Raw genomic sequence first — 22,611 nt, forward strand, 5'->3', positions numbered from 1 at the left:
ACAGGACAACGATGGCACCGGCACGGGCTGCTGAGCAGCCCACCGCGCTCCAGTGAGTACCGAGCAGGACGCGACCACCCCGGCGGCTTCCGACAACGTGGCTCCCCGGGTGTTCGTCTCCTATTCGCACGACTCACCCCAGCACAAGGAACTGGTGCGCGAGTTCAGCACATTCCTGCGCAGCGAGGCGGGCGTCGACGTCCGGCTCGACGCCTGGGACGACTACGAGCGCCGCGACTGGTCGCTGTGGGCCATCGAGCAACTGACCAACGCGGACTTCGTCCTCGTCATCGCCTCCCCCGCCTACAAACGTCGCGCGGACGGCACCGCCGCCGCGGACGAGGGTCGAGGCGCGCAGTTCGAGGCGGCGATCATCCGCAACGGCCTCACCAGAGATCTGCGCGGGGAAACCCGACGGATCCTGCCGGTCATCCTCCCGGGCCGCTCGGTCGACGAGGTCCCGGTGTTCCTGGCCGCCCATTCCACCACCCACTACGAGATCAGCGAATTCACCACCGAGGGCATCAACGATCTGCTCGCGGCGTTCAGCGGAGTCACCGAACACCCTGCCCCGCGTCGCGGCACGTGGGTCGGCCCGCAGTGGGGTAGTCGCCGCACCGAACCGCAGGGTGCCGACGCACCACGTAAACGCAAGGCACAGCTGCTGACCGACGCTTTCGACCCGATCACGCGAGGCCCGGATCTGCAGATCACCGGAGCCGATCTCAACGGAATCCACTACGGCAACAGCATTGTTCACCGCTGCGCGAACTTCTGTGGCGACCCACGCAGCCCGATCGAGTACAACCTGCGCCGGTCGTTTCGGGAGTTCGAAACCGTGGTCGGCGTCCTCGACGACGCCGTGGACGCGCGGCAGATCGGCTACTTCCAGGTCTTCCTCGACGGCGAGGCGCAGAAACAGGTCGAGGTGGCCCATGGTGAACCGGCGCGGATTCGCTACGACGTGAGCGATGTCCTGCGGTTGCGCCTGGTCGCCTATCGGCCTGACACGGTCGCCAATCCGATGCTGGCAGGCTTGGGTGCCGCTGTCGGGCGCCCCAGCAAACTACCGGCTCTGGCCTGGGGAAACCCCACGCTGTTCGCCTGAGGCCGATCTCTCCTTTTCCAGTGGCGTTCAGCGTTTTTCAGCGTTTCCACGCCACGCGCCGGAACGCCGCCGCGGCCGTGCATCCTCGATTCGGCAACGCCCAAGGCGTCGTCACGAGAAGGCCCGCCGATTCGGGCGCCGGGCGGGGTGCGCTCGAATCGGCGCACCTCCGCCCATCGGAAACGGATAAGAGGATATCGAATGCGATTTGTCAACGCATTGTTCGTAGCGGTTTTCGGAATCATGCTCTGTGTAGCCGGATTCAATTTCTACGGTTCCGGCGCGATCGTGCTGATCGCCCTGGGTCTGCTATCGGTCGGGTACGGCGGATATATCGCGTTCTCGCGTGGCAGCTACTTCATGACGGATTGGTTCTACGCGCTCCCCATCGTCGGTGGGCTCCTCCTCTTCGCCGGCCTCAATCGTTGACAGGGAGCGGACCACACATGACATTCCGACGCATTCTTCCGGTGACCGCAGGCATCCTCTCGGCTCTGACACTCGTCTCGTGCGGGCAGGACCCCAAGGATGTGACCTGTTCGGAGTTCGCCGCGATGAGCTACGAGGACCAGAACGACACCCTCGACGACCTTCTGGCCGACCATGATCTGCAGACTCTGTCCACCGCCAACACCATCGGTGTGCGCAGAGAAGTGGATTCCTACTGCGGCACTTTCGGATTCAGCAAGGACACCGGCGGCAAGGCAGGCCGCAACGGCGCGGAGTCGATCGACGACGCCGTCGACTGGGACTCCGGAACATGGGGCTGAACCCGCCGGCCGCGGACCACCGCGGCCGGATCCGTATTTCGGGAAAGGTGAATACGCAATGACCGTGGAAATTGCCGTCGCCATGTTGATCGCCTGGGCGGTCGGCAAGGCCAACCGGGTCGGGAAACCCATCAATGGACTCACCGACGAAGCGCTGGACCTCGCGGTGAATCGAGTACGCAACGCGGTGGTTGCCAAACTCGGTGGCGACCCGGCCGTCCAGCAGTTGCTGAACGAGGCCCGCGCGACCCGTGGTGCGGTGTCCTCGGCCACGCAGGTCGCCGCCGAACGGTCCCTTTCGGTAGCGGTCGCCGGCGACAGCGGCTTCAGTGCCGAACTCGACCGGCTGACCGCACCGCCGAATCCGCCACCTGCCCCGGCCGGTTCCGGGCCGCGGTACAACAACTCCGGCACTTTCGCCGGTGTGATGGGCGATATCAGCGCCACCGGCCCGGTCACTGTGAAGAGCAAGATCGTGCATCAGGCCAAGCGCCACCCGGTCCTCACGACGTTCGTCGTCGTCGGTGCGGTTGCGCTGCTCGGCTTCTCCGCCGACCGGTTGATGAGCGATCCGAGCTCCGGTCCACAGCCGGGTGGTGGCGCAGAGGCCATGGCAGGCACGTGGACAGCATCCGACGGTACCGGAACAAAAACCTTCGGTTCCGATGGTGGCCGGTGCGACGGATTCTTCTACAACAACGGCGAACCGCTCGACATCGGCGGACCGATGACATGCTCGATCTCCAGCAAACCCGATACGGACGGCCGGTACACGCTGATAGTGACGCAGAGCCCCAATCGAGCGAAATACCGCGTCGAGTTCACAGATGCCGAGCACGCCTCCGTTTTCGATTCGTCCGGGACCGAACTCTACGGCCTCGAGCGTTTCTGACCGGAAGGAACGCACCGCGGCGCTACAGTCGCTGGCCTATGAGCCGATCGCACGAACTCGCCGTACGGTCGTGGCCGCGTCTTCGCTCGGGTGACACCGTTCGCCTGGTCTCACCGGCCAGTTTCCCCGACGAAGCTTCCTCGATCCTGCAACTGACCCAGACCCTGCAGGATCGAGGTCTTCGGGTCGAAGTCGGAGACCACGCGTTGGACCGGCACGGTTATATGGCAGGGCGAGACGCCGACCGACTCGCAGACCTCAACACCGCCTACACCGATCCCGATGTTCGAGCGATCATCACAACGCGAGGCGGGGCAGGCGCCTACCGTCTCCTCGACGGACTCGACTACGACGCTATCCGCGCCGACCCGAAACCCCTTGTCGGATTCAGCGACATCACCTACCTACATCTGGCGATCTGGCAGAACTGCCGCGTCCCAGGCGTCCATGGCTGCCTCGCAGGCCGCCGATCGACCGAAACCGTTCACCATCTATTGACCAGCCCGCGACCATACGTGCTCGAGCGCAACTCGAAACTGATGTCGGTCGCGGTCGAATCAGCCGGGCGCGCGCAGGGATTCGCGATGGGAGGTTCGCTGGCCGCCATGGCAGGCATGGTCGGTGCAGGCCTGCCCGACCTCACCGACTCCATAGTCCTCATCGAAGCCCAACGCCAAATCGGGCTCGGACAGATCGACCGCCAACTCACCCAGCTGATCCGATCCGGAGCCTTCGACGGTATCCGAGCGTTCGCCCTGGGAAGGTTCCACGGGTTCGAGGATTACACCGACCGCGGCTGGAACCTCATCGACGTCCTGCGCGACCGCCTTGTCCCCCTCGGCAAACCGATCCTCGGAGGCCTGGAATTCGGTCACGGACCAGATCCGCACGCGATACCTCTCGGTACTTTCGCCGAACTCGACACCGACAGTGGAACACTCACGCTCAACCCACCTGGCCGCTCGGAACTTGCCAGCCGCTGACTGCTACACCCGCCGAGCAAAACTGACACTGGTTCGCGGAAGGCGCGACAGAGGACAGGTCGCTGGGCTGTTCCGCCGCACGGCGTCGGCCTCGTGTCATACAGAAGTTCCGAAGTCGGATTCGCGACGTCGAGGCCGCCATTGTTACACCGGCAGAACTGATTCGGCCTGGCTGGTTCCAACTGTCCATCTTCGCCGGACTCGACGGGGACAATGCTGGAATGCCCGAGTTGATGTCGGCAGTGGTCGATCCCGCTGCGTTCGCCACCGATCAGCCCACGCTCACCGCGGCCGATGGGCTGACGCTGCGGCCTTGGACCGTCGCCGATGCGCCCACCGTCTACGCGGCATTCCAAGACCCCGCGATCCGGCAGTGGCATGTTCGGACGGCCGAGTCCATCGAGCAGGTTCGCCAATGGATTCACCAATGGCGCTCGGCTTGGTCCAGCGGCAACGGTCAATGGGCCGTCACCAGCAACGGAGAGGTCGCCGGACGCATCGGATTGCGGCAGTCGGACCTCACTGAGGGCGTCACCGAACTCGCCTACTGGACCCTGCCCGCCCGGCGCGGGCACCACATCGCGCCTCGCGCCGCAAACATGCTGACCCGTTGGGCTTTTCACGACGTCGGATTCGACCGGATCGAGCTCACCCACTCGGTCCACAATCTGCCATCGTGCCGGGTCGCAGCCAAATGCGGATTCCCCTTCGAGGGCACACTGCGTGGCGCCGGCCGCCACAGTGACGGCCGCCACGACATGCACCTGCACGCCCGACTCCGCACCGACTGATACCCGGCCCGATCAGTGAGAACACGCGAGTGGTCCGCCACTCGTTCGATCGTCAGCGGCACCCCCGATCCGCGCAGCACCACCAAATCGTCGGACTCGTAACGGATTTCGAAATCCAGCAACGCCCGGTAGAACTGGGCGAGGTGTCGGGCGTCCCGGCTGTCGAGGGCGATCGCACCGAACCTGGCTATCGCGGTCATGGCTCTCCCTACCTGTGACCCCAGCCTGACGCGGGAGTCGACGTCCTGCCATCGATACCATCGTTTGCCGTTCATAGCTCTACGCTGCGGACGTTCGAAGAGAGGCGTCAGTCGCCGGGAGCGGCGGTCTCAGCTACTCAGTCGAGACAGAACTCGTTGCCCTCGACGTCCTGCATCACCAGACACGATTCATTGACGCCATCGGCACGCAGTAGTCGCAGGCGTGCCGCGCCGAGCGGGATCAGCCGTGCGCATTCGGCTTCGAGTGCGGCGACGCGCTCCTCACCCACGAGCCCGGTGCCGACCCGCACGTCGATGTGAAGTCTGTTCTTCACGACCTTCCCCTCGGGCACGCGCTGGAAATACAGGCGCGGGCCCACACCTGAGGGATCGACGCATGCCGAGCCCCTGTGCTCGTACCCCAGCACCTCGGACCAGAAACGAGCAACACGCTCAGGCTCCGCGCAGTCGAAGGTGACCTGGATCTGTTTTACCGACACCATCGATCCACCATAGAGAGCAAGTCTCGAGTCGTCTCCACTTCGGATCGCTACGCACACAACACGGTTTGGGCTGACAACGCCGAGAAGTCGGGCCTGGTGGCCGGCAACGTGCGTGAGACTCGGATACACCATCGGAGAGCAACCAGCACAGAGTGCCTCCAGGACAGCCACCATGACAACTCACGTTGTCAGCCAGGGCGGACTGAACCTACCTTGCCGAAGTCGCGCCGAAGTGACAACTTTAGTTGTCAACGGCCGGGGCGGTCGGCCACCGTTTGCGGGCCGCCTGTCGACTGATCCCGACCAGCCGACCCACATCACCGTAGGACGCGCCTGCGGCAAGCGCGATCCTGGCGCACTCGTCGACCCGTTCAGCAGCGGCCCGGCGCGCCGCATCCGCTTCGGCCAGCGCCGCCAATGCCGTACACGGCTCTTTCGGCTCCGGCGGCACACCGTCCATCACCAGTGGGCGCAGGCACGGTCCGACCAACTCGACCAACCGCTCCGCCGGTGCATCGGACACCCCGGGAATGTGCACCATGTAACGCGCGACCAGCACGCCGAGCACCAGCGTGCCGATCAGCGCGGACCGCCGTTCAGCATCTGGGCCGACCAGCACGCGCGTCCACGGACTCGTCTCCGGATTCACGATCGCGCAGCGCACGGCGTGGGCCGCCTCCGGATGGGTGAGCATCGACCTCAGCACCGGCATCGTTCGGTCGTCCTTGCGGTCCACATCCGCCAAGGCGTGCCGAAGCAGGCGTTCACCGAGTTCCTCCGGCGGGCCTTCCAACGCGTCGTCGAGGGTGATCGGAATGCCCGAGACCGCATCGAACAGCGCGTTCTTGGCGCCGAAATGCTGCATCACCAGCGCCGGATCGACGTCGGCGCGCTGCGCGACGGCCCGAATCGTGGTCTCGAGGTAACCACGCTCGGCGAAGAGCTCGCGCGCCGCGTCCAGGATCACCTGCCGGGTCTGACTGCGCCGCTCGGCCCGGCTGACGGGCGCGGTCGCCGCGTCGAGTTCCTGCCCTGTCATCGCAACCTCGCTCAACATCTGTAGACGAAATAGGCGGCCGTGCCTATGCTGATCTCAGCCTACAAGCGTAGAGCAGACGCGCAGTGCCGCGCAGCAGCTCGACCTCTCCCCCGAATTCTTCGAACGGATGTCGATGACCAGCCGAGATACCCAGCCCGCCACCCGAGCTCACGACGAGACCACGCAGACCGCGGGCAGGCGCAACCGCCGACTGTCGTTCGTGTTGGGCATTATCGTGACCTGCCAGCTCATGGTCGCGGTCGACAGCAATGTCGTCAATATCGCCCTGCCCGAAATCCGGTCCGGACTCGACATGTCCGGACCGGCACTCGCCTGGGTGTTCAGTGCCTACTCACTGGCCTACGGTGGCCTGCTGCTTCTGGGCGGCCGGGCCGGCGACCTTCTCGGCAGGCGCCGGATGTTCATCTGGGGACTCGGCCTTGTCGTCGCCGCCTCGATTCTCGGCGGCGTCGCACCCGACGAGAGCTTGCTGATCGCCGCGCGTGCGCTGCAAGGCGTCGGCTTCGCCTTCGCGAGCCCCGCCGCCCTGTCGATGATCGCCGCCACGTTCGCCGATGGGCCCGAGCGCACGCGTGCGCTCGGGGTGTTCTCCATGGTCACCGGATTCGGTATCACGCTCGGCCTGATCCTCGGCGGCATCCTCACCACCCTGAGTTGGCGTCTGGTGTTCTTCGTCAATGTGCCGATCGGCGTGCTCACCATCGTTCTCGCGCTGCGCTACCTGACCGAAACCGAGCGCCACACAGGCACATTCGATCTCCTCGGGGCGATCTTGTCCACGCTCGGCATGGTCGGCGTCGTCTACGGGCTGACTCGCGGGTCCGAGGGCTGGGCCGAGTCGGCCACCGTGATACCGACCGTTGTCGGCATCGTGCTCATCGCGGCGTTCGTCTGTGTCGAACGGCGCGCCGATCACCCGATCATGCCGTTGCGCCTGCTCGCCGATCCGGTTCGGGCCGGCGCCTACCTCACATTCATCCTGCTGATGGCCGCCATGGCGGGCACCTACATCCTGCTCTCGCTCTACATTCAGGAAGCACTCGGTTTCAGCCCGCTGATCGCCGGAATCGCCTTCCTCCCCCTGGCTTCGGTCCAGTTCGCCATGGCGAAGTCGGCGCCGAGACTGATCGCCCGATTCGGCCGCAAACAGGTATTGCTCACCGGGGTGGTCCTGATGATGCTGGAAGCGATCTGGCTGACCACCACCCATGCGTCGACCAACTACCTCACCGGCGTTCTCGGCCCCTTCATCCTGCTCGGCGCCGGTCTGAGCCTGGCCTTCGTCACATTGAACATGACCGTGCTCGGTGGACTCGAGCCTCGCGACATGGGCGCCGCGTCCGGGCTGCTCCAAGCGACCCAGCAGCTCGGACTTTCATTGGGCGTGGCCATTCTGACCACCATCTATCAGTCGTCGCGCGCCGAGCGGGCCCAGGAGAACACCGGAACCAAGGACATCCTCGCGCACGGCATGGCCAGCGCGGTGATCGCAGCCGTGGTCTTCACGGCAGCGGCCCTGCTGATCAGCCTGTTCATCGTCAAGGTACCCAAGCCGGCGGATGCGGCCTGACGTCTGTTCGGCCCCTGCTGGCGTGGTTCGACAGCGACCGGACGAAGTGCTTGCTCCCCGCGCCTGACCCGCGACCGCAATTGTTGCGAGTGAATGCCGATTGTCGCATCTCGTCGAGCCGCATCTTGTTAAGAGGAATCCGCTCCGGTAAACTCTGAGCAACCCACGGAATGCGGATACTGCACTCCCGCAGACAATTTCGCTGGGCATGCGATCCTCGATGATGCACCGCGACACCGAGCAGAGCAGTCGCGCACCAATAGCCCCCCTCATCGCAATGATAGCCACCACGCGTGGTCCACGGACAGACGATTCGAAAAGTAGAAGTTTCCGACAGGACCTGCTTCCATTCAACGGCGTCGGGTGGGCGGTCCTCAGTATCACCGAGGAGTCGATCATGACCGGCAATCCGTCACCGGTATACAACGTCCCAGAGGAAGAGCCCTTCCAGCGCGAGGCGGTCGCCGAGGGGATATCCATCGCCGCCGCGTTCATGCTTGTCATTTTGGCGGCGGTCTCCATTCTGCAGGGCATCTCCGCGATCGCGGACGACAAGTTGTATGTCGCCGGAATCGAATACGTCTACGAGTTCGACACCACGACGTGGGGCTGGATTCATGTCGTGCTGGGCGCCCTCGCTTTGATCTGTGGCGTCGGCCTCGCGATCGGATCGACGTGGGGCCGGTACGGCGCGATGGGAATCGCCGCACTGGTCATCGTCGCGAACTTCATGTCCCTGCCGTACTACCCGGCATGGTCCATCGTGATCATCGCGCTGAGCGTCGTGATCATCTGGGCTGTCTCCACCTGGCGACCCGAACGCTGAGTCCTCGTCGGATCTCTCCCCGATAGCTCGTCTACCGGTGGGCGCGACGCCGACCAGGAGGAACGATGGCGTCCCTGTCGATCGACCGACGCGATCGGTCACACCGCAACGATCTGCGCGCGTTCACCGTCGGCGTCGAGGAAGAGTTCGTGCTGATCGACCCCGCCACCGGGCGCCCTTGCCTGACCAACACCACCGTCGCGGCAGCCGGAACCGACAGCGCATTGCAGCTGGAACTCTCGCAGTGCCAGATCGAAACCTGCACCCCCGTCTGCGCGAGCATCGAGGCGGTGCACCGCGAGGTTCGACGAGCCAGGGTCACCATCGTTGACGCAGCCGCTCGCTCGGGCTCGCTTCCGCTGGCGGTGGGGGTACCGATCTGGGGGCCGCCCGCCGGTTCCATCACCGACACGCCGAGATACCAGCGCATAGCCGAACACTTCAAGGCACTGGCCGACCAGGTGACCTGCGGTTGCCATGTCCACGTCTGTGTCCCCGAGCGCGACCTCGCGGTGCAGGTCAGCAATCACCTGCGTCGTTGGCTGCCCGCACTGTTGGCGTTGACAGCGAATTCCCCGATCGCCGAGGGCATCGATACGGGGCACGCCAGTTGGCGCCACACGGTGTGGGCGCGGTGGCCCAGTTCGGGCCCACCACCATATTTCCGCTCGGCAGCGCACTACGACGACATCGTCGCGGGACTCGCCGAAGACGGACAGATTCTCGACCCGGCGATGGTCTATTGGGATGTGCGATTGTCGGCTCACCTGCCGACGATCGAGATCCGGATCAGCGACGTGCCCGCGACCGTCGTGGAAACGACACTGTTGGCGAGTCTGGTGCGGGCCCTGGTCATCACCTCGGTCGCCGCCATCGGCCGTGGGCACCTCGCCGATCCGATCACCCGGACGCACCTGCGCTCAGCATGCCGCTACGCCGCCCGCAACGGGATCTCCAGCACTCGATTCCCCACGACCATCGCGGGTCGGCGGGATAGCCGCCACGCCCTGGCCCAATTGCTCTGCCATGTCCGTTCCGCCCTGGAGGAATCCGGTGACTACGAATTCACCCGCGACGCGCTGGCGGCAGTGCTCACCAGCGGTAACGGCGCCGTCCGGCAACGCAGTGCACTACGGGAAGGCGGCCCGGCGAACGTCTTCGCTGTGCTCGCACGACTGACCGTCGAAGGGTGCGAAATCGGCAATTCCCAGCGGAGCAGATGACAACGACCAGCGAGTTATGAGCGAGCAGGCGGGTGGATGATGCGCGACGACAATGAAGCTGTGCAGATCGATCAGGTGATCGAACGCTTGATCGCCCGTTTTCCGGCAGAGCCACCGGCGGGGATAGCGCTCCTGGTTCGCCGTATTCACGAGCGCTTCGCCGACGCCCGTGTCCGCGATTTCGTTCCGCTGCTGGTCGAGAAGGCCGCTGCGCAAACTGTCGGCGCCTACCCGATCGAGGTCACCGGCGAGGACCCGCACAGCGCCGAGGCGATGGCTACGATCTAGCGAGGTTTCACGGATCTCGATCCGCCGACTCAGACCGGTGAAACGGGCTCGAACCCCAGGAGTTCATCCGCCCCGGCCCGCACGATTCCGGCACACGATTCGGGAACTTCGCTCCACGCGCCGGGAAGGTCGCGCAACGGTTCGGAAACCACGAAACGGGTGTGGTCGCCGAGGCGGTGCAGCACTTCCACCTCGGGGTACAGCGCGCGCAGCTGAGCGATCCTCGTCGAGAAGAACAGCGATCTCGACTGACGTTCACTGGAGTAGCGGAAGACCCACAGCGACTGTCCATCGGTCGTCGCTACCGTCATCTGGACCGGATTCTCCACCTGGTGCGCGCGGCCTACGTCTTCGACGAATCCGACCGCGCGGGCGACCGCGCCGAGTGGATCTTCGGTGAGACCGAAGGTCAACGCCAGATAGAACAGGGTTTCCGAATCCGTCGATCCCTCGAGGTCGGGAAACAGTGCCGGATCGATCGCGGTGACCAGGTCGCGCCGGACCTCGCGAAAGCCACGCAGTGCTCCGTTGTGCATCCACAGCCACCGACCGTGCCGAAACGGATGGCAGTTACTGCGCTGTACCGGCGTCCCGGTCGACGCGCGGATATGGGCGAACAACAACGGCGTGCGGATCTGACCGGAGACCTCACGCAGATTTCGGTCGTTCCACGCCGGTTCGATGCTCTTGAACACCGCGGGTTCTGCACCCTCCCCATACCAGCCGATACCGAAACCGTCACCATTGGTCGTCGTGGCTCCGAGTCGGGAATGCAAACTCTGGTCGATCAACGAGTGCCGCGGCGTGAACAACAATTCTTCCGCGAGAATCGGCTCCCCGGCGTACGCCATCCATCTGCACATATATCTATTCAAGCAGACTGGATCGCCGATGTTAAGGAGTCGACCATGCCAGCAGTTTCGATTTCACCGCAATGAATTTCGTTTCCGCCGGTGCCCCGATTGTGGCGGCCGGCGATACCTGAGCTATCGCTGACGTTCGAGGCTGGAGCTCGAAACAAGCGCGGCGGTGACGACACTCTTCTCTGCGGATCGGCGACTTCCGATCGCCGAACAGCGATTGGGCTCCGTCGCCGGGGGTAGGCGCACCCTATGGACCACGCCGTCAACGCGGACGGCTGACTGAGCATCATCGCCCGCGGCTGCCTGCCGGCGCCCCGGGCGACGACCACCACCGTGACAGGAGACCAGCGCCGATGATCGATATGCACCGTGTCGCCGAACTGCCGAACACCGTTGTCCGCACCACCTTTCAGACCGGGGCCCGGTTGCGGCATGCACGGGTGTTCCACCCGCGCGGCGTCCGCCTCGCGGGCCGATTCCGTGCCACCAGCGCCTACGAGCCCTGGTTCGGACCCGGCGACCGAGCGGTCATCGCCCGGCAGTCGAAAGGCATCGGCAGCCCCGGCGGCGTGCCCGACGTACTCGGGCTGGCTTTCCGGGTACTCGATCGCGACGAACGTCCCTGGGACTTCGCGCTGGCGACCACCGGGCGCAGTGCGATGGGCCGGTTCGTCATCACCCCCGCTCGTACCTGGGCATCGGCCCGTTTCGGCACGCTGCTGCCCTACCGATTCGCCGACGCCCCACCGGTCTGGCTTTTCGCCGAACCGCTCGACACCGACGACCTGCCGAATACCGCGTCCCTGCGTGCCCTCGACGATCACCTCGACGACCGGGTGATCCGGTTCTCGATCACCGCCGATGGCATCGGCCGCCCACCCGAAACCGTCGGCGAACTCGACCTACGGCGAGCCGAGCCGGGCGAATACCGCACCGACTTCTTCGATCCGATCCTCAACCATCCTGCCGACGTCACATTGATGCCTCGAGTGGTGAACTGGCTGCGCGAAAACGCCTACACCGGAAGCCGCCGCGGCCGCACCGACGACGGCGCCCAGCCCGCGATCTGATCGGCGAGTTGGTCAGAGCCCCGGTCACGTCAGCTCGGACGTGAATAGAAGTGGATTGTGGCGAACCGAGAGTCCCGAACGATCGTCACCTGGGGGTAGTCGGCTCTGATGTCGCCATAGGGCGAGCTGGCGAACAATTCGATCGCGTTCGCACAATCGAAGTTCCAGTCTGTGCGTTCGGTCGTCGGCTCGAATCCCAGCCGCTTGGTCAGCTCGGCGCAGGTAATCTTCTGCAGCGGTTGGGTATACGTCGAATCGGTGTACATCGCCCGGTAGTCAGGGAAGTGTTCCGCTGGTGCGACATAGCTGCCTGCGTAGCCGCACATACCCGCCAACGGCGGGCACCCGAATCGCCGCATGCTGACCAACTCGAACGAGTCGGGTATCCAGACACTCCGCCGTTCCATGACCCGTCGCGCCTCCTCGGCGGACAGATCCTTGTCCAGTTTCGGCATGACAACGGAGGCGGCGCACCCCCACAAGAGCGCTCCACACGTCACGAGCGTGAGGACGGACCAGAACCACCGCACATTCGGGCTTTTCGACACGACCTTCTCGCTTGTCAGTGGGCACGTAGCCGGTTCGAGGCGGAAAGTACTCGAAGGTGCCCTGGGCGCCGATCGCGACCAGCATACGTCGCAGCGGGGTCGAGCCGGCCGCTCGCAATGGCCTTGCCCGGGTGCGGTGGAGCGCGTTCGTCGATCCGTCCCCTACTCGGTCGCAAACCGGGGTCCACCGGGTGAGCGGTCCGCGACCGACAGCCAAGGAGCCGACCACCCCGCGGGTCGGGATTCAAGCGCATGTTAGAACTGGACATATGCCGCATACGAGTCCTGTTGCCGCCTGGAAGACCCTCCGCGAGGGAAACGATCGCTTCGTCGAAGGACGACTGCAGCATCCCAACCAAGGCGCAGCGAACCGAACCGAACTCACCACCGGGCAGCATCCGTCCGCGATCCTGTTCGGGTGCGGCGACTCCCGAGTCGCCGCCGAGATCATCTTCGACCGCGGCCTCGGCGACATGTTCGTCGTGCGCACAGCCGGCCACGTCGTCGACGGCTCCGTGCTCGGATCGATCGAATACGGTGTCGCGGTCCTGGATGTGCCACTGATCGTCGTCCTGGGGCACGACAGCTGTGGTGCGGTCCGCGCCACGATCGACGCCCTCGATTCCGGCGCCGTGCCCGGCGGATTCATTCGAAGCGTCGTCGAACGGGTCACCCCGTCGATCCTGCTGGGCCGCCGCGAAGGACTGAGCTCCGTCGACGAACTCGAAGCACGGCACGTGGAGGAGACCGGCCTGTTGCTGACGCAACGGTCGAGCACCATCGCCGAGAAGATACAGGCCGGAAAACTCGCCATCGCGTGTGTCACCTACAACCTGTCCGAGGGCAGGGTCCAACTGAACCGGGTGATCGGCAACATCGGCGAACTCGAGTAACCGCAGCGGTCCGCATCGGATCCGGTACGGCGGCAACGTCTCTCAGTCCAGATCAGCCGCCGCTCGCGACCGAGTCAGCCGATGAAGCGGGCCGAAGGCGATGCCCACGATCACGCTCGCGGTCCGAAGAACTCGGCTCGGGCGGCCGCGATACGTGCCTGCGCCTGGGCCGCGCCTTGAAAACTGACCACGGCCGATCCGCCGCCGGCGAGCCCCAAAGCGATGAGGCCACCGATCACCGAGAGAAGATTCGGCTCGGGGAGGATCCCCGTGTCGCTGGTGGGTCGGACCTCGTGGGTGGGAACCGCCGCACCGCCGCCGGGTGTGGGCACGGCGGGTGGATCCCCTGCTCCGGCAGGGGCCGGTGACCGGGGTGACTCTCCGGCGCCATTGGGAGCTGATCCGGTCGGCGGTGCGGCGCCGCCACCGCCCGGCGAGTCGCTGCCCGGTGCACCACCGGGTTCGGCGGTGTCGGGCTGGGCACTCTCGGACTCGGGGGTTGCACGGGGCGCCGGGGCTTCGGGAGCTGATTTCGGGACAAGCGCCTGCGGTTCGGGTGCATTGCCGGGGTTCGGGTTGCTGCCCTGGTTACCGCCACCGTTTCCCTGATTGCCGTTACCGCTGCCGGGATTCTGATTCCCGTTGTTGCCCTGGTTACCGCCACCATTTCCCTGATTGCCGTTACCGCTGCCGGGATTCTGATTCCCGTTGTTGCCCTGGTTACTGCCACCATTTCCCTGGTTACCGTTACCGCCGCCCGGATCCGAATTCCCGTTGTTGCCGCCATTGCCGTGGTCTCCCGGACCCGCGACCAACCGAACAGCGTCGCCGTCGGCGAACCCATCACCGCCGGCAACCTCGGTGGAGCCCAGTCCCTCGGCGACGCTGATTCTGTCCGTGGAGACGACGGTCGGCTGAGCAGCCGCAAGCCCGCCGTAGCCGAGGAGCCCCAGAGCGCCCACGGCCCCTGCCACCACGGCTGTACGCCTCATCCGACCGACTGTCACGCGCCGCCGTCCTGTCCTCGATAGCCCTGCTCCCACCATTGCGGTCGCATCCGGCTCCCCCTGCGTTACGCATCGCCGCGCCCGAGCACCGGCAACCTGCGGATCACACAGTTCGAGGTACCGCGTGAGTCGCGGAGCTTGTGGCCGCGGCGGACGGTTCTGTCGGCCGCGATGGCTCGATTCCCGGCGATCCGTCGATTCGTGGGATTCCGCGGGCCGGTGCCAGGCGTACGATCAGCGAACAACATGAGGCGGGGGCTTCCAGCGTGAGGTGATGTCGCATGTTCGATACCGATGTTCTGATCGTCGGCGCAGGTCCGGTGGGCTCGGCCGCCGCCGTCGAGGTGGTCCGGCGTGGCGTCCGGTGCCGGATCATCGACGCGCAATCCGATCCACCGCAGTACGCGAAAGCGGTCGGCGTCCAGCCCCGCACGCTGGAACTGTTCGAGGCGATGGGCATCCTGCGCGAGGTCCTCGACGCCGCGATCCTGTTGCGCGGCCAGATCGTGTACATCAACGGCGCCGAGGCCGACCGCATGGATCTGGCGCTGCCCTCCGAGATTCCGTTCGGGTTCCTCGGACTCCCCCAGTACGAGACCGAGCGGATCCTGCGACAGCACCTGGAATCGCTGGGCACGCGAGTTGAGCGCGGAGTCCGGCTCGTCGGGTTCACCCAGGACGAGGACGGCGTCGCCGCCGTGCTCGCCGGACCCGAGGGCGAGCGCACGGTGCGGGCACGGTATCTGGTCGGCTGCGACGGTGCGCACAGCACCGTCCGCAAGACGCTGGGCCTGACGTTCGAGGGCGCGGCCTTCGCCGAGCAGTACATGCTCGGCGATGTCGAGCTGGATTGGTCACAACCGCACGGCTACACCGTGCGGTCGATGCACCAGACCAACGGTGTCACCGACGACGTGCTGGTGTGTGTCCCGCTGCCCGGCCACCACCGATACCGGGTGTCGATGCGGGTTCCCCCGGAACTGGCCTCCGACAACTCCGTCGGCGGCGACAGGGTCGAACACGGACTCGGCACCGGGCCCGGACCTGCGCTGGCCGATATTCAGGCGGTGCTCGACCGGCTCGCGCCCTCACCGACGACTGCCTCGCACTTGCGCTGGTCCTCGATGTTCCGGATCAGCCATCGCATCGTCGACTCCTACAGCCGGGGAAGAGTTTTCGTCGCGGGAGATGCCGCCCACATCCACCCGCCCACGGGCGCCCAGGGCATGAACACCGGCATCCAAGACGCCCATAACCTCGCTTGGAAGCTCGCGCTGGCTGTCGCAGAGCTAGCCGCGCCGACGCTGCTGTCCAGCTATGACGCCGAACGCAGACCGATCGGCGAGGAGGTGGTCGGTCGCACCGTCCGCGACGCCCGCGACGGGATCGGTGCCGGCGAATCGGACCCCGAACGCGTGCTGCTCCGCGAGGCACAACTCCTGATCGACTATCGCGACAGCCCTATCGTCACCGAATCCCCCAGCGGCGCGCTGTTTCCCCTCGCGGGCAGCCGCGCTCCGGACGCGATCGGGCTGACCCGGGACGGCGTGACGTCGCCGTTCCGGCTCTTCACCCTGCTCACCGGCCCCGACCACACACTGCTCTGGTACGTCGGCGACACCTGCGACACAGCCACTCTCACCGAAATCGAACGCCATGTCGACCTGCTTCGCAAACTGACCGACGGCCACCTCGACACCTATCTTGTCGCGGGCCCCCGCGCCGCCGTCGACCCGACGATCCTCCCGGTCATCCGTGACAGCGACGGCGACTTCGCGCGGCAGTATCACTGCGCCGCCGGCGCGGCCTACGTTGTCCGCCCCGACGGCTACCTCGGCTGTGCCGCCACCCCTGCCGCCCCGGACGACCTCATTCGACATTTCGAGTCGACCTTCGCCCCGGCCCCCGAAAGTGTTCTGGGCACCGCCTGATTCACCAGCCCAGCAACAACATTCCCTCCCATCAGCAAGGACACACGACTCTTACAGTGGCCCAGACGAGGGCAAACCCATAGTTGCAGTCGAGTACGACGCGAGAAGGTCGGGATCTCGAATGCGCGACCCATCAGCGTCTTCGGGAGCTATGCGGGCGAATCAGCCTGTGCCACCGAGGTTATCCAGAGCCCGATCATGTCGGCGGTCTGATCGATCACCGCATCGCGGTCCATGCCCTCTTCGTCCATCTTGACCGAGCGCAGCGCGGTGGAGAAGCCCGCGTTGAGCACGATATAGGCCATGGTGTCGACGTCGAGGCCGTGGGTCGGACCGAGCGACTGGATCAGGTAGAGCTTGATGAGCATTCGCAACCGCGGTTCGAATTCGGGGATCCCGCTGCCGTAGAACTGAAGGTCGGCCACCAAGGCGCGCACGAGGGGGCCGTTGGCTACGAGGATTTCGACGCCGACACGGATGATCTCGGCAACCGTGTCGCGCCGAGGTTTGTCGGCGACCGACTTGGTGAGCAGCCGAGCGTATTGTTCCTCGGCCTGCACGAACAGGCTGTCGGTGAGTTCCTTGACGATCTCTTCCCGGTCGGTGAAATACCGGTACAGAGTGCCGATGCTCATGCCGGCCTCGGCGGCGATCCGGTTCGTCGAGGTGTTGCCGATACCTCGATCACCGAACAGCTGAGCGGCCACCTCGAGAATCCGCGCTTTGGTCTCCTTCGCGCGATCCTGCTGAGGGCGTTTGCGCTGTTGATCGGCGTGGGTTGGCATCAGGTAGACCTCGAGAGCAGGCGGAACAAGAGAGAGCGAGAACGCACACCGTCATGATCACGAAAACACCGGAATCGGTCAATTGCCACCCGAAGTCCGAGTGCCGCACTCCTGTTTGCGCTTTCAGGCCTCGGGTAGGCCGCCACTGTACGAGTTGCAGCGCCTCGAAGGCGCGCAGCTGCGAACGAATCCAGTCTGTGGCGGCGACGCAGGCAGGCTGGGGAATGGAGTACTCGTGAGCACAGTAGCCGCAACTGTCGATGTAGACGTCCCGATCCGTACCGCCTACAACCAGTGGACGCAGTTCGAGACCTTTCCGCAGTTCATGGAAGGAGTCGAGCAGGTCAGTCAAGTCGGCGACCGGCACACTCACTGGCGCATCCATGTCGGACCGTCGACACGGGAATTCGACGCCACCATCACCGAACAGCACCCGGACGAACGAGTCGCGTGGAGGTCCGACGATGGGCCCAACCACGCCGGGGTGGTGACATTCCACCGTCTCGACGACACCCATACCCGGATCACCGCGCAAATGGATGTCGACCCGGAGGGTTTCGTCGAAACCGCCGCCGACAAGCTGGGCGTGCTCGAACACCGAGTGAACGGCGACATGAAACGCTTCAAGCAGTTCATCGAGACCGAGGGCCGCGCAACCGGAGCTTGGCGTGGCGATATCCCGCGCCCCGATGCCGGGATCTGAACCGCGACGTTTCGGGTGAGGCACTACAGGCCGCTGTGTTGGGCTGTCGCGCACTCCTCGGGGGTTCGACCGGTAGCCGTGAAGATGGTCCGGCGGCGGACTTCCACGGCGTGATCGGCGACCGCTCGCAGTAGCGGCCCAGCAAGGTCACGTCGACATCCACCGCCTGAGTGCCGGGCGGCAAAGAAGGTCGAGTCCTCGGTTCCCGAGCCCGAGGTCAGGTGAGGGCTACCGCGATGCGCCACGGCGGCCGGCGACCAACAGGGATCAGAGCTGTTCGGTGCTCCGCAACGCTTCGGCTACCGCTTCGAGCCGCCACTGCGCCCGGCTGGATAATCCGGCGGCGCACGTACACAGCCTGCGCAGATCCAGGTCTTGGAGTTGGGCGACAAGCTGGTTGTCGTGCGTCACCATCGCCGCAACGGTCTCGATATCACCATTTTCAGGAGTTCTGTCGAGTTGCTGAGCTGGACCAGAAATCGGCATAAGCGGTCTCCTCGTGTCCCGCACGGCAAGGCCACCGGCGCGGCGAAAGTTCTTCTGTTGGGGTGCAGACGGAATTCCCTTCTCCGACAACATCAAACAGCCAGAAATCGACCCACTATCGCAAACTTCGGGCTATTTCCGGGGTGTCACCACACCCTGGTGGGCACCGCCGCGGACTCGTCGTGCGAGCAGCGTCCCCCACCGCACCAGCGACGAACGCCACAGTCACAACGACAGCGGCGACGCCGGGCCGGGCGGCGGAAATACGGGCCGGGTGCGGAGCGCCGAAGCGGTCAGCACGAAGACACGGCGGCCAGCAAATACTTGACTGATTCCAGAAAACGCGGAAAACTGCGGATGTGCCCACGGACGCGGAGTTCCAGCAGATGCTGCGGGGAGTTTCTGTGCGGGTGACAGCACCGCGCGTGGCGGTGCTGAGCGCCGTGCACGCACACCCGCACTCCGACACGGATTCGATCATCCGTGCCGTTCGGTCCCGTTTGTCGGCGGTCTCGCATCAGGCCGTCTACGACACCTTGCGCACGCTCACCACCGCCGGGCTGCTCCGGTGCATCCAACCTCGCGGCCTGCTTGCCCGCTACGAGGCACGAGTAGGTGACAATCACCACCACCTGATCTGCCGAACGTGTGGCGCGATCGCCGACGTCGACTGCGCGGTCGGCGAAGCACCCTGCCTGACTGCCTCCGACGACCTCGGCTTCGTGATCGACGAGGCCGAGGTCATCTACTGGGGCCTGTGCCCCGAATGCGCGGACTCCGCGCTCAGCGAACGCAACTCCGCTCCCAGCCTGTAAGACCCGTCCAGGAAGGAATATCGTGACCTCCGATAGCCGCCCACCCGCTCCTGACGCCGAAACTCTCAGCAACAGCGAGAGCGAGAACCCGGCGATCCCCTCGCCCACCGCGGACACCGACCGTCGCCCCCACTCCAACAAGGACTGGTGGCCCGAACAGATCGACGTCTCGGTCCTGCACGCCCACTCGTCCAAGTCCAACCCACTGGGCGAGGACTTCGACTACGCCACGGCATTCGCCGAGCTCGACGTCGATGCCCTCAAAGCCGATATCGCCGCGGTACTGACCGACTCGCAGGACTGGTGGCCCGCCGACTACGGCAACTACGGTGGCCTGTTCATCCGGATGAGCTGGCACGCGGCCGGCACCTACCGCATCGCCGACGGACGCGGTGGCGGCGGTCAGGGCGCCCAGCGCTTCGCCCCGCTCAACAGCTGGCCCGACAACGCCAACCTCGACAAAGCTCGTCGGCTGCTGTGGCCGGTCAAGCAGAAGTACGGCGACAGCATCTCCTGGGCCGACCTGCTCGTGTTCACCGGCAACGTCGCCCTCGAGTCCATGGGTTTCCAGACGTTCGGCTTCGGCTTCGGCCGACCCGATATCTGGGAGCCCGAGGAAGTGTTCTGGGGCCCGGAGGACACCTGGCTCGGCGACGAACGCTACAGCGGTGACCGTAAACTGTCGGGCCCGCTGGGCGCGGTCCAGATGGGCCTGATCTATGTGAACCCGGAAGGGCCCAACGGCAGGCCTGATCCGGTGGCCGCGGCACGTGACATCCGCGAGACCTTCGCTCGCATGGCGATGAACGATGAGGAGACCGCCGCCCTGATCGTCGGTGGTCACAGCTTCGGCAAGACCCACGGTGCGGGCGATGCGAGTCTGGTCGGCGCCGAGCCCGAGGCCGCGCCGCTCGAGCAGCAAGGTCTGGGCTGGAAGAGCACGCACGGCACGGGCAAGGGCAAGGACGCCATCACCAGCGGCCTGGAGGTCGTGTGGACGGCCACCCCGACCCAGTGGAGCAACGGCTTCTTGCAGAACCTCTACGGGTTCGACTGGGAACTCACCAAGAGCCCGGCCGGTGCCTGGCAGTGGAAGCCGAAAGACGGTGCGGGCGAGGGCCTTATCCCTGATCCGTTCGGTGGGCCCGCGCGCACCCCGACAATGCTGACCACCGACCTGTCCCTGCGCGAAGACCCGATCTACGAGGAGATCACCCGACGCTGGCTCGAGCACCCCGAGGAGCTGGCCGAGGCGTTCGCAAAGGCCTGGTACAAACTCCTGCACCGCGATATGGGTCCGCTCAGCCGCTATCTCGGCCCGTGGGTGCCCGAGGCGCAGCTGTGGCAGGACCCGGTGCCCGCTGTCGACCACGCACTGATCGACGACCAGGACATCGCCGCGCTGAAGAACACGGTGCTCGCGTCCGGTCTGTCGGTCGCGCAACTGGTCAAGACGGCGTGGGCCTCGGCCGCGAGTTTCCGCAGCACCGACAAGCGCGGCGGCGCGAACGGCGCCCGGATCCGGCTCGAACCACAGCGCGACTGGGACGTCAACGAACCCGCCGAGCTGGCGAAGGTGTTGCCGGTTCTCGAGCAGATCCAGCGAGATTTCAACGCCGCTGCTCCCGATGGCAAGGCGGTGTCACTGGCCGACCTGATCATCCTGGGCGGTTCGGCGGCGATCGAGAAGGCAGCCGGCGATGCCGGTCATCAGATCACCGTGCCGTTCTCGCCCGGGCGCACCGACGCCACGCAGGAGAACACCGATGTCGACACCTTCGATGTGCTCGAGCCGCGGGCAGATGGGTTCCGCAACTACGTGCGTCCCGGCGAGAAGGCGCCGCTCGAGCGTCTGCTCCTGGACCGCGCCTACATGCTCGACGTGACAGCGCCGCAGCTGACGGTGCTGATCGGCGGCCTGCGTGCGCTCGGCGCCAACTACGGTGGCAGCGCACACGGTGTCTTCACCGACCGGCCGGGCGTGCTGTCGAACGACTTCTTCGTGAATCTGCTCGACCAGAGCACGGAGTGGAAGGCCTCGGAGTCGGCGGAGAACGTCTATGACGGTGTCGACCGGCGGACCGGCGAGAAGCGATGGACGGCCACCGCCAACGATCTCGTCTTCGGCTCGCACTCGGTGCTTCGCGCGGTGGCCGAGGTGTATGCGCAGAACACAGCGGGAGCGAAGTTCGTGAACGATTTCGTCGACGCGTGGGTCAAGGTGGTCGACAACGATCGGTTCGATCTGCGCTGACCTCTCGACCGCCGATGATTGCACGTCGGCGCCCACGATCGAGCCGACCGGGTGTCCCGGTCGGCTCGATTCGTTTCGAGCGCTTACTTGCCGAACTTCTGCTGCCCCTCGGCCGCGCGGGTCGTCGGTGAAGCGGCTCCGGAGAACGCCCTTCGGCGAACGGCCTTGTGCAGTCAGGAGTTACCGCCCGGCCGCCAAATCTGCCGCAGATTCCCTGGTCGGGGCACGTTATTAAATGTTTCTTGAGAGAGTGCACCGGCTGCAGCGACCATGTCTGCCGCCTGATAGCTTGACGGATACGAATATCGGATTCTGCAAAGACCCTCGCGGCGCCGGTGCGGGACCGTGCGCAGGATCGGAACCCTGCTTGTCCGCTGGGTCGACCCGTTCATGCGGATGTGTGCTTGATCAGGAGCTTGCTTTGTCCGGTGCCAGAAATCTGAATTCCGCAATTCCACAGCAGTGTCCACTCGGGGCAGGCCTGTCCGGTGAGCGCAGGTGAGCGCACCGGATTCGTGGTACCCGGCGCCGGCTCAGCACGGTCCGTTTCTTTCGCCGCAGGAATTGCTTGCCGCGATCAACGGGGGCGCCGATTGTGATCAGCCGCTCGCGCGCTGGGCTCGCACCCTCGGGTCGTTGTATCGGGACTGGCTGGCCGAACCGTCCGCCGTCTGGGTCGGTCGTCAGATCGCGGAAGTCGCGCACACCATCGATGTGTGGATCACCGCGCAGCTTCCGCGGCCACGCCCCGGCGCTCCGCGAGGAATCGACACGGTGGGCGGGGTGATCGGCCGGGTCGCGGAAGCCGCAACCTATGCCCACTGGGCGCTCCACAACGCCGAGGACGCCCAGCGACATCGAGCCTGGCACCATCTGGCCGAGATGCGGGAGGGCTACGAGGACCTGGTGCGGTTGGTCTTGGACGGTTCGGTCAACCTGCCGAAGTCGTGGCCCACCATCAGCTGGCCGGCCGCGGCGACATAGAAATCTGCTGGGTCTCCCCGTTTCGAAGCGACACACCGGGGTATCGCCCGCTTGTAAA

General features: G+C 65.5%; 24 protein-coding genes and 1 pseudogene. 17 read left to right on the top strand and 8 right to left on the bottom strand.

The features are described from left to right. The first annotated feature begins 52 nt into the window (after window positions 1–52). From ACWFRF_RS04630 to ACWFRF_RS04655, 6 genes are all read left to right on the top strand, one after another. On the top strand, window positions 53–1,108 hold the full coding sequence (locus ACWFRF_RS04630) for an SEFIR domain-containing protein (protein WP_387448267.1): 1,056 nt from the start codon (window positions 53–55) through the stop codon (window positions 1,106–1,108). A 201-nt stretch (window positions 1,109–1,309) separates the two neighbouring features. Beyond that, window positions 1,310–1,537, top strand: coding sequence for a hypothetical protein (locus ACWFRF_RS04635; protein ID WP_452448936.1), 228 nt, complete (start codon window positions 1,310–1,312; stop codon window positions 1,535–1,537). 17 nt (window positions 1,538–1,554) lie between these two features. Then, window positions 1,555–1,878, top strand: coding sequence for a hypothetical protein (locus ACWFRF_RS04640; RefSeq protein ID WP_387448270.1), 324 nt, complete (start codon window positions 1,555–1,557; stop codon window positions 1,876–1,878). A gap of 58 nt (window positions 1,879–1,936) precedes the next feature. Next, window positions 1,937–2,770 (top strand): hypothetical protein, encoded by an 834-nt coding sequence (locus tag ACWFRF_RS04645; RefSeq protein WP_452448937.1) that lies wholly within the window; start codon window positions 1,937–1,939, stop codon window positions 2,768–2,770. A gap of 38 nt (window positions 2,771–2,808) precedes the next feature. Then, window positions 2,809–3,753, top strand: coding sequence for a S66 peptidase family protein (locus tag ACWFRF_RS04650; protein ID WP_452448938.1), 945 nt, complete (start codon window positions 2,809–2,811; stop codon window positions 3,751–3,753). 221 nt (window positions 3,754–3,974) lie between these two features. Then, complete coding sequence (locus ACWFRF_RS04655) at window positions 3,975–4,544, top strand: GNAT family N-acetyltransferase (RefSeq protein ID WP_452448939.1); 570 nt, start codon at window positions 3,975–3,977, stop codon at window positions 4,542–4,544. A gap of 337 nt (window positions 4,545–4,881) precedes the next feature. Here ACWFRF_RS04655 and ACWFRF_RS04660 read toward each other — a convergent pair whose 3' ends face one another. Then, window positions 4,882–5,247, bottom strand: a complete 366-nt coding sequence (locus ACWFRF_RS04660; protein WP_452448940.1) for a VOC family protein — start codon at window positions 5,245–5,247, stop codon at window positions 4,882–4,884. A gap of 241 nt (window positions 5,248–5,488) precedes the next feature. Then, window positions 5,489–6,304, bottom strand: coding sequence for a TetR/AcrR family transcriptional regulator (locus ACWFRF_RS04665; RefSeq protein WP_452448941.1), 816 nt, complete (start codon window positions 6,302–6,304; stop codon window positions 5,489–5,491). Between the two features lie 115 nt (window positions 6,305–6,419). Here ACWFRF_RS04665 and ACWFRF_RS04670 point away from each other — a divergent pair, with 115 nt between their 5' ends. The 4 genes from ACWFRF_RS04670 (at window position 6,420) to ACWFRF_RS04685 (ending at window position 10,214) form a co-directional block, all read left to right on the top strand. Then, complete coding sequence (locus tag ACWFRF_RS04670) at window positions 6,420–7,877, top strand: MFS transporter (protein WP_452448942.1); 1,458 nt, start codon at window positions 6,420–6,422, stop codon at window positions 7,875–7,877. A 397-nt stretch (window positions 7,878–8,274) separates the two neighbouring features. Next, the gene (locus ACWFRF_RS04675; RefSeq protein ID WP_378990354.1) at window positions 8,275–8,703 is read left to right on the top strand and encodes a DUF7144 family membrane protein; all 429 of its coding nucleotides are present in this window, start codon (window positions 8,275–8,277) and stop codon (window positions 8,701–8,703) included. A 65-nt stretch (window positions 8,704–8,768) separates the two neighbouring features. After that, the gene (locus ACWFRF_RS04680; RefSeq protein WP_452448943.1) at window positions 8,769–9,926 is read left to right on the top strand and encodes a carboxylate-amine ligase; all 1,158 of its coding nucleotides are present in this window, start codon (window positions 8,769–8,771) and stop codon (window positions 9,924–9,926) included. A 36-nt stretch (window positions 9,927–9,962) separates the two neighbouring features. Continuing rightward, window positions 9,963–10,214 carry a three-helix bundle dimerization domain-containing protein gene (locus tag ACWFRF_RS04685; protein WP_452448944.1) on the top strand — a complete coding sequence of 84 codons (252 nt, stop codon included), beginning with the start codon at window positions 9,963–9,965 and terminating at the stop codon, window positions 10,212–10,214. A gap of 29 nt (window positions 10,215–10,243) precedes the next feature. On the opposite strand, the gene ACWFRF_RS04690 is transcribed toward ACWFRF_RS04685, so the two are convergent. Continuing rightward, complete coding sequence (locus tag ACWFRF_RS04690; protein ID WP_378990429.1) at window positions 10,244–11,065, bottom strand: class II glutamine amidotransferase; 822 nt, start codon at window positions 11,063–11,065, stop codon at window positions 10,244–10,246. 365 nt (window positions 11,066–11,430) lie between these two features. On the opposite strand from ACWFRF_RS04690, the gene ACWFRF_RS04695 reads away from it, so the two are divergent. Then, a complete protein-coding gene (locus ACWFRF_RS04695; protein WP_378990358.1) occupies window positions 11,431–12,147 on the top strand; it encodes a phosphodiesterase in 717 nt (238 codons plus the stop codon). Window positions 12,148–12,176: 29 nt separating this feature from the next. Here ACWFRF_RS04695 and ACWFRF_RS04700 read toward each other — a convergent pair whose 3' ends face one another. Further along, complete coding sequence (locus ACWFRF_RS04700; RefSeq protein WP_387448300.1) at window positions 12,177–12,473, bottom strand: hypothetical protein; 297 nt, start codon at window positions 12,471–12,473, stop codon at window positions 12,177–12,179. A 491-nt stretch (window positions 12,474–12,964) separates the two neighbouring features. Between ACWFRF_RS04700 and ACWFRF_RS04705 the strand changes: the two genes are divergently transcribed. Beyond that, the gene (locus ACWFRF_RS04705; RefSeq protein ID WP_378990360.1) at window positions 12,965–13,588 is read left to right on the top strand and encodes a carbonic anhydrase; all 624 of its coding nucleotides are present in this window, start codon (window positions 12,965–12,967) and stop codon (window positions 13,586–13,588) included. A 110-nt stretch (window positions 13,589–13,698) separates the two neighbouring features. Here ACWFRF_RS04705 and ACWFRF_RS04710 read toward each other — a convergent pair whose 3' ends face one another. Further along, window positions 13,699–14,580: a hypothetical protein gene (locus ACWFRF_RS04710; RefSeq protein WP_452448945.1), complete on the bottom strand. Its 882-nt coding sequence runs from the start codon at window positions 14,578–14,580 to the stop codon at window positions 13,699–13,701. Between the two features lie 296 nt (window positions 14,581–14,876). On the opposite strand from ACWFRF_RS04710, the gene ACWFRF_RS04715 reads away from it, so the two are divergent. Beyond that, window positions 14,877–16,526, top strand: coding sequence for an FAD-dependent monooxygenase (locus ACWFRF_RS04715; RefSeq protein ID WP_452448946.1), 1,650 nt, complete (start codon window positions 14,877–14,879; stop codon window positions 16,524–16,526). A gap of 149 nt (window positions 16,527–16,675) precedes the next feature. On the opposite strand, the gene ACWFRF_RS04720 is transcribed toward ACWFRF_RS04715, so the two are convergent. Next, window positions 16,676–17,311, bottom strand: a complete 636-nt coding sequence (locus ACWFRF_RS04720) for a TetR/AcrR family transcriptional regulator (protein ID WP_378628561.1) — start codon at window positions 17,309–17,311, stop codon at window positions 16,676–16,678. Window positions 17,312–17,546: 235 nt separating this feature from the next. Here ACWFRF_RS04720 and ACWFRF_RS04725 point away from each other — a divergent pair, with 235 nt between their 5' ends. Then, on the top strand, window positions 17,547–18,014 hold the full coding sequence (locus tag ACWFRF_RS04725; RefSeq protein WP_449961479.1) for an SRPBCC family protein: 468 nt from the start codon (window positions 17,547–17,549) through the stop codon (window positions 18,012–18,014). A gap of 23 nt (window positions 18,015–18,037) precedes the next feature. Here the strand turns inward: ACWFRF_RS04725 and ACWFRF_RS04730 are convergent. Both ACWFRF_RS04730 and ACWFRF_RS04735 read right to left on the bottom strand, forming a co-directional pair. Then, window positions 18,038–18,180, bottom strand: a pseudogene (locus ACWFRF_RS04730) (phosphate transport system regulatory protein PhoU); the annotation flags it as partial. A 101-nt stretch (window positions 18,181–18,281) separates the two neighbouring features. Continuing rightward, window positions 18,282–18,500: a hypothetical protein gene (locus ACWFRF_RS04735; protein ID WP_452448947.1), complete on the bottom strand. Its 219-nt coding sequence runs from the start codon at window positions 18,498–18,500 to the stop codon at window positions 18,282–18,284. A 386-nt stretch (window positions 18,501–18,886) separates the two neighbouring features. On the opposite strand from ACWFRF_RS04735, the gene ACWFRF_RS04740 reads away from it, so the two are divergent. The 3 genes from ACWFRF_RS04740 to ACWFRF_RS04750 all read left to right on the top strand — a co-directional run bounded on the left by ACWFRF_RS04740 (window position 18,887) and on the right by ACWFRF_RS04750 (window position 22,553). Then, window positions 18,887–19,315, top strand: a complete 429-nt coding sequence (locus ACWFRF_RS04740) for a Fur family transcriptional regulator (protein ID WP_452449149.1) — start codon at window positions 18,887–18,889, stop codon at window positions 19,313–19,315. A 22-nt stretch (window positions 19,316–19,337) separates the two neighbouring features. After that, on the top strand, window positions 19,338–21,569 hold the full coding sequence (katG, locus tag ACWFRF_RS04745) for a catalase/peroxidase HPI (RefSeq protein ID WP_452448948.1): 2,232 nt from the start codon (window positions 19,338–19,340) through the stop codon (window positions 21,567–21,569). A 498-nt stretch (window positions 21,570–22,067) separates the two neighbouring features. Continuing rightward, entirely contained in the window at window positions 22,068–22,553 is a 486-nt protein-coding gene (locus tag ACWFRF_RS04750) for a hypothetical protein (RefSeq protein WP_378628534.1), read from the top strand. Window positions 22,554–22,611 lie beyond the last annotated feature (58 nt).

This window comes from Nocardia sp. NPDC055165 (assembly GCF_053606985.1).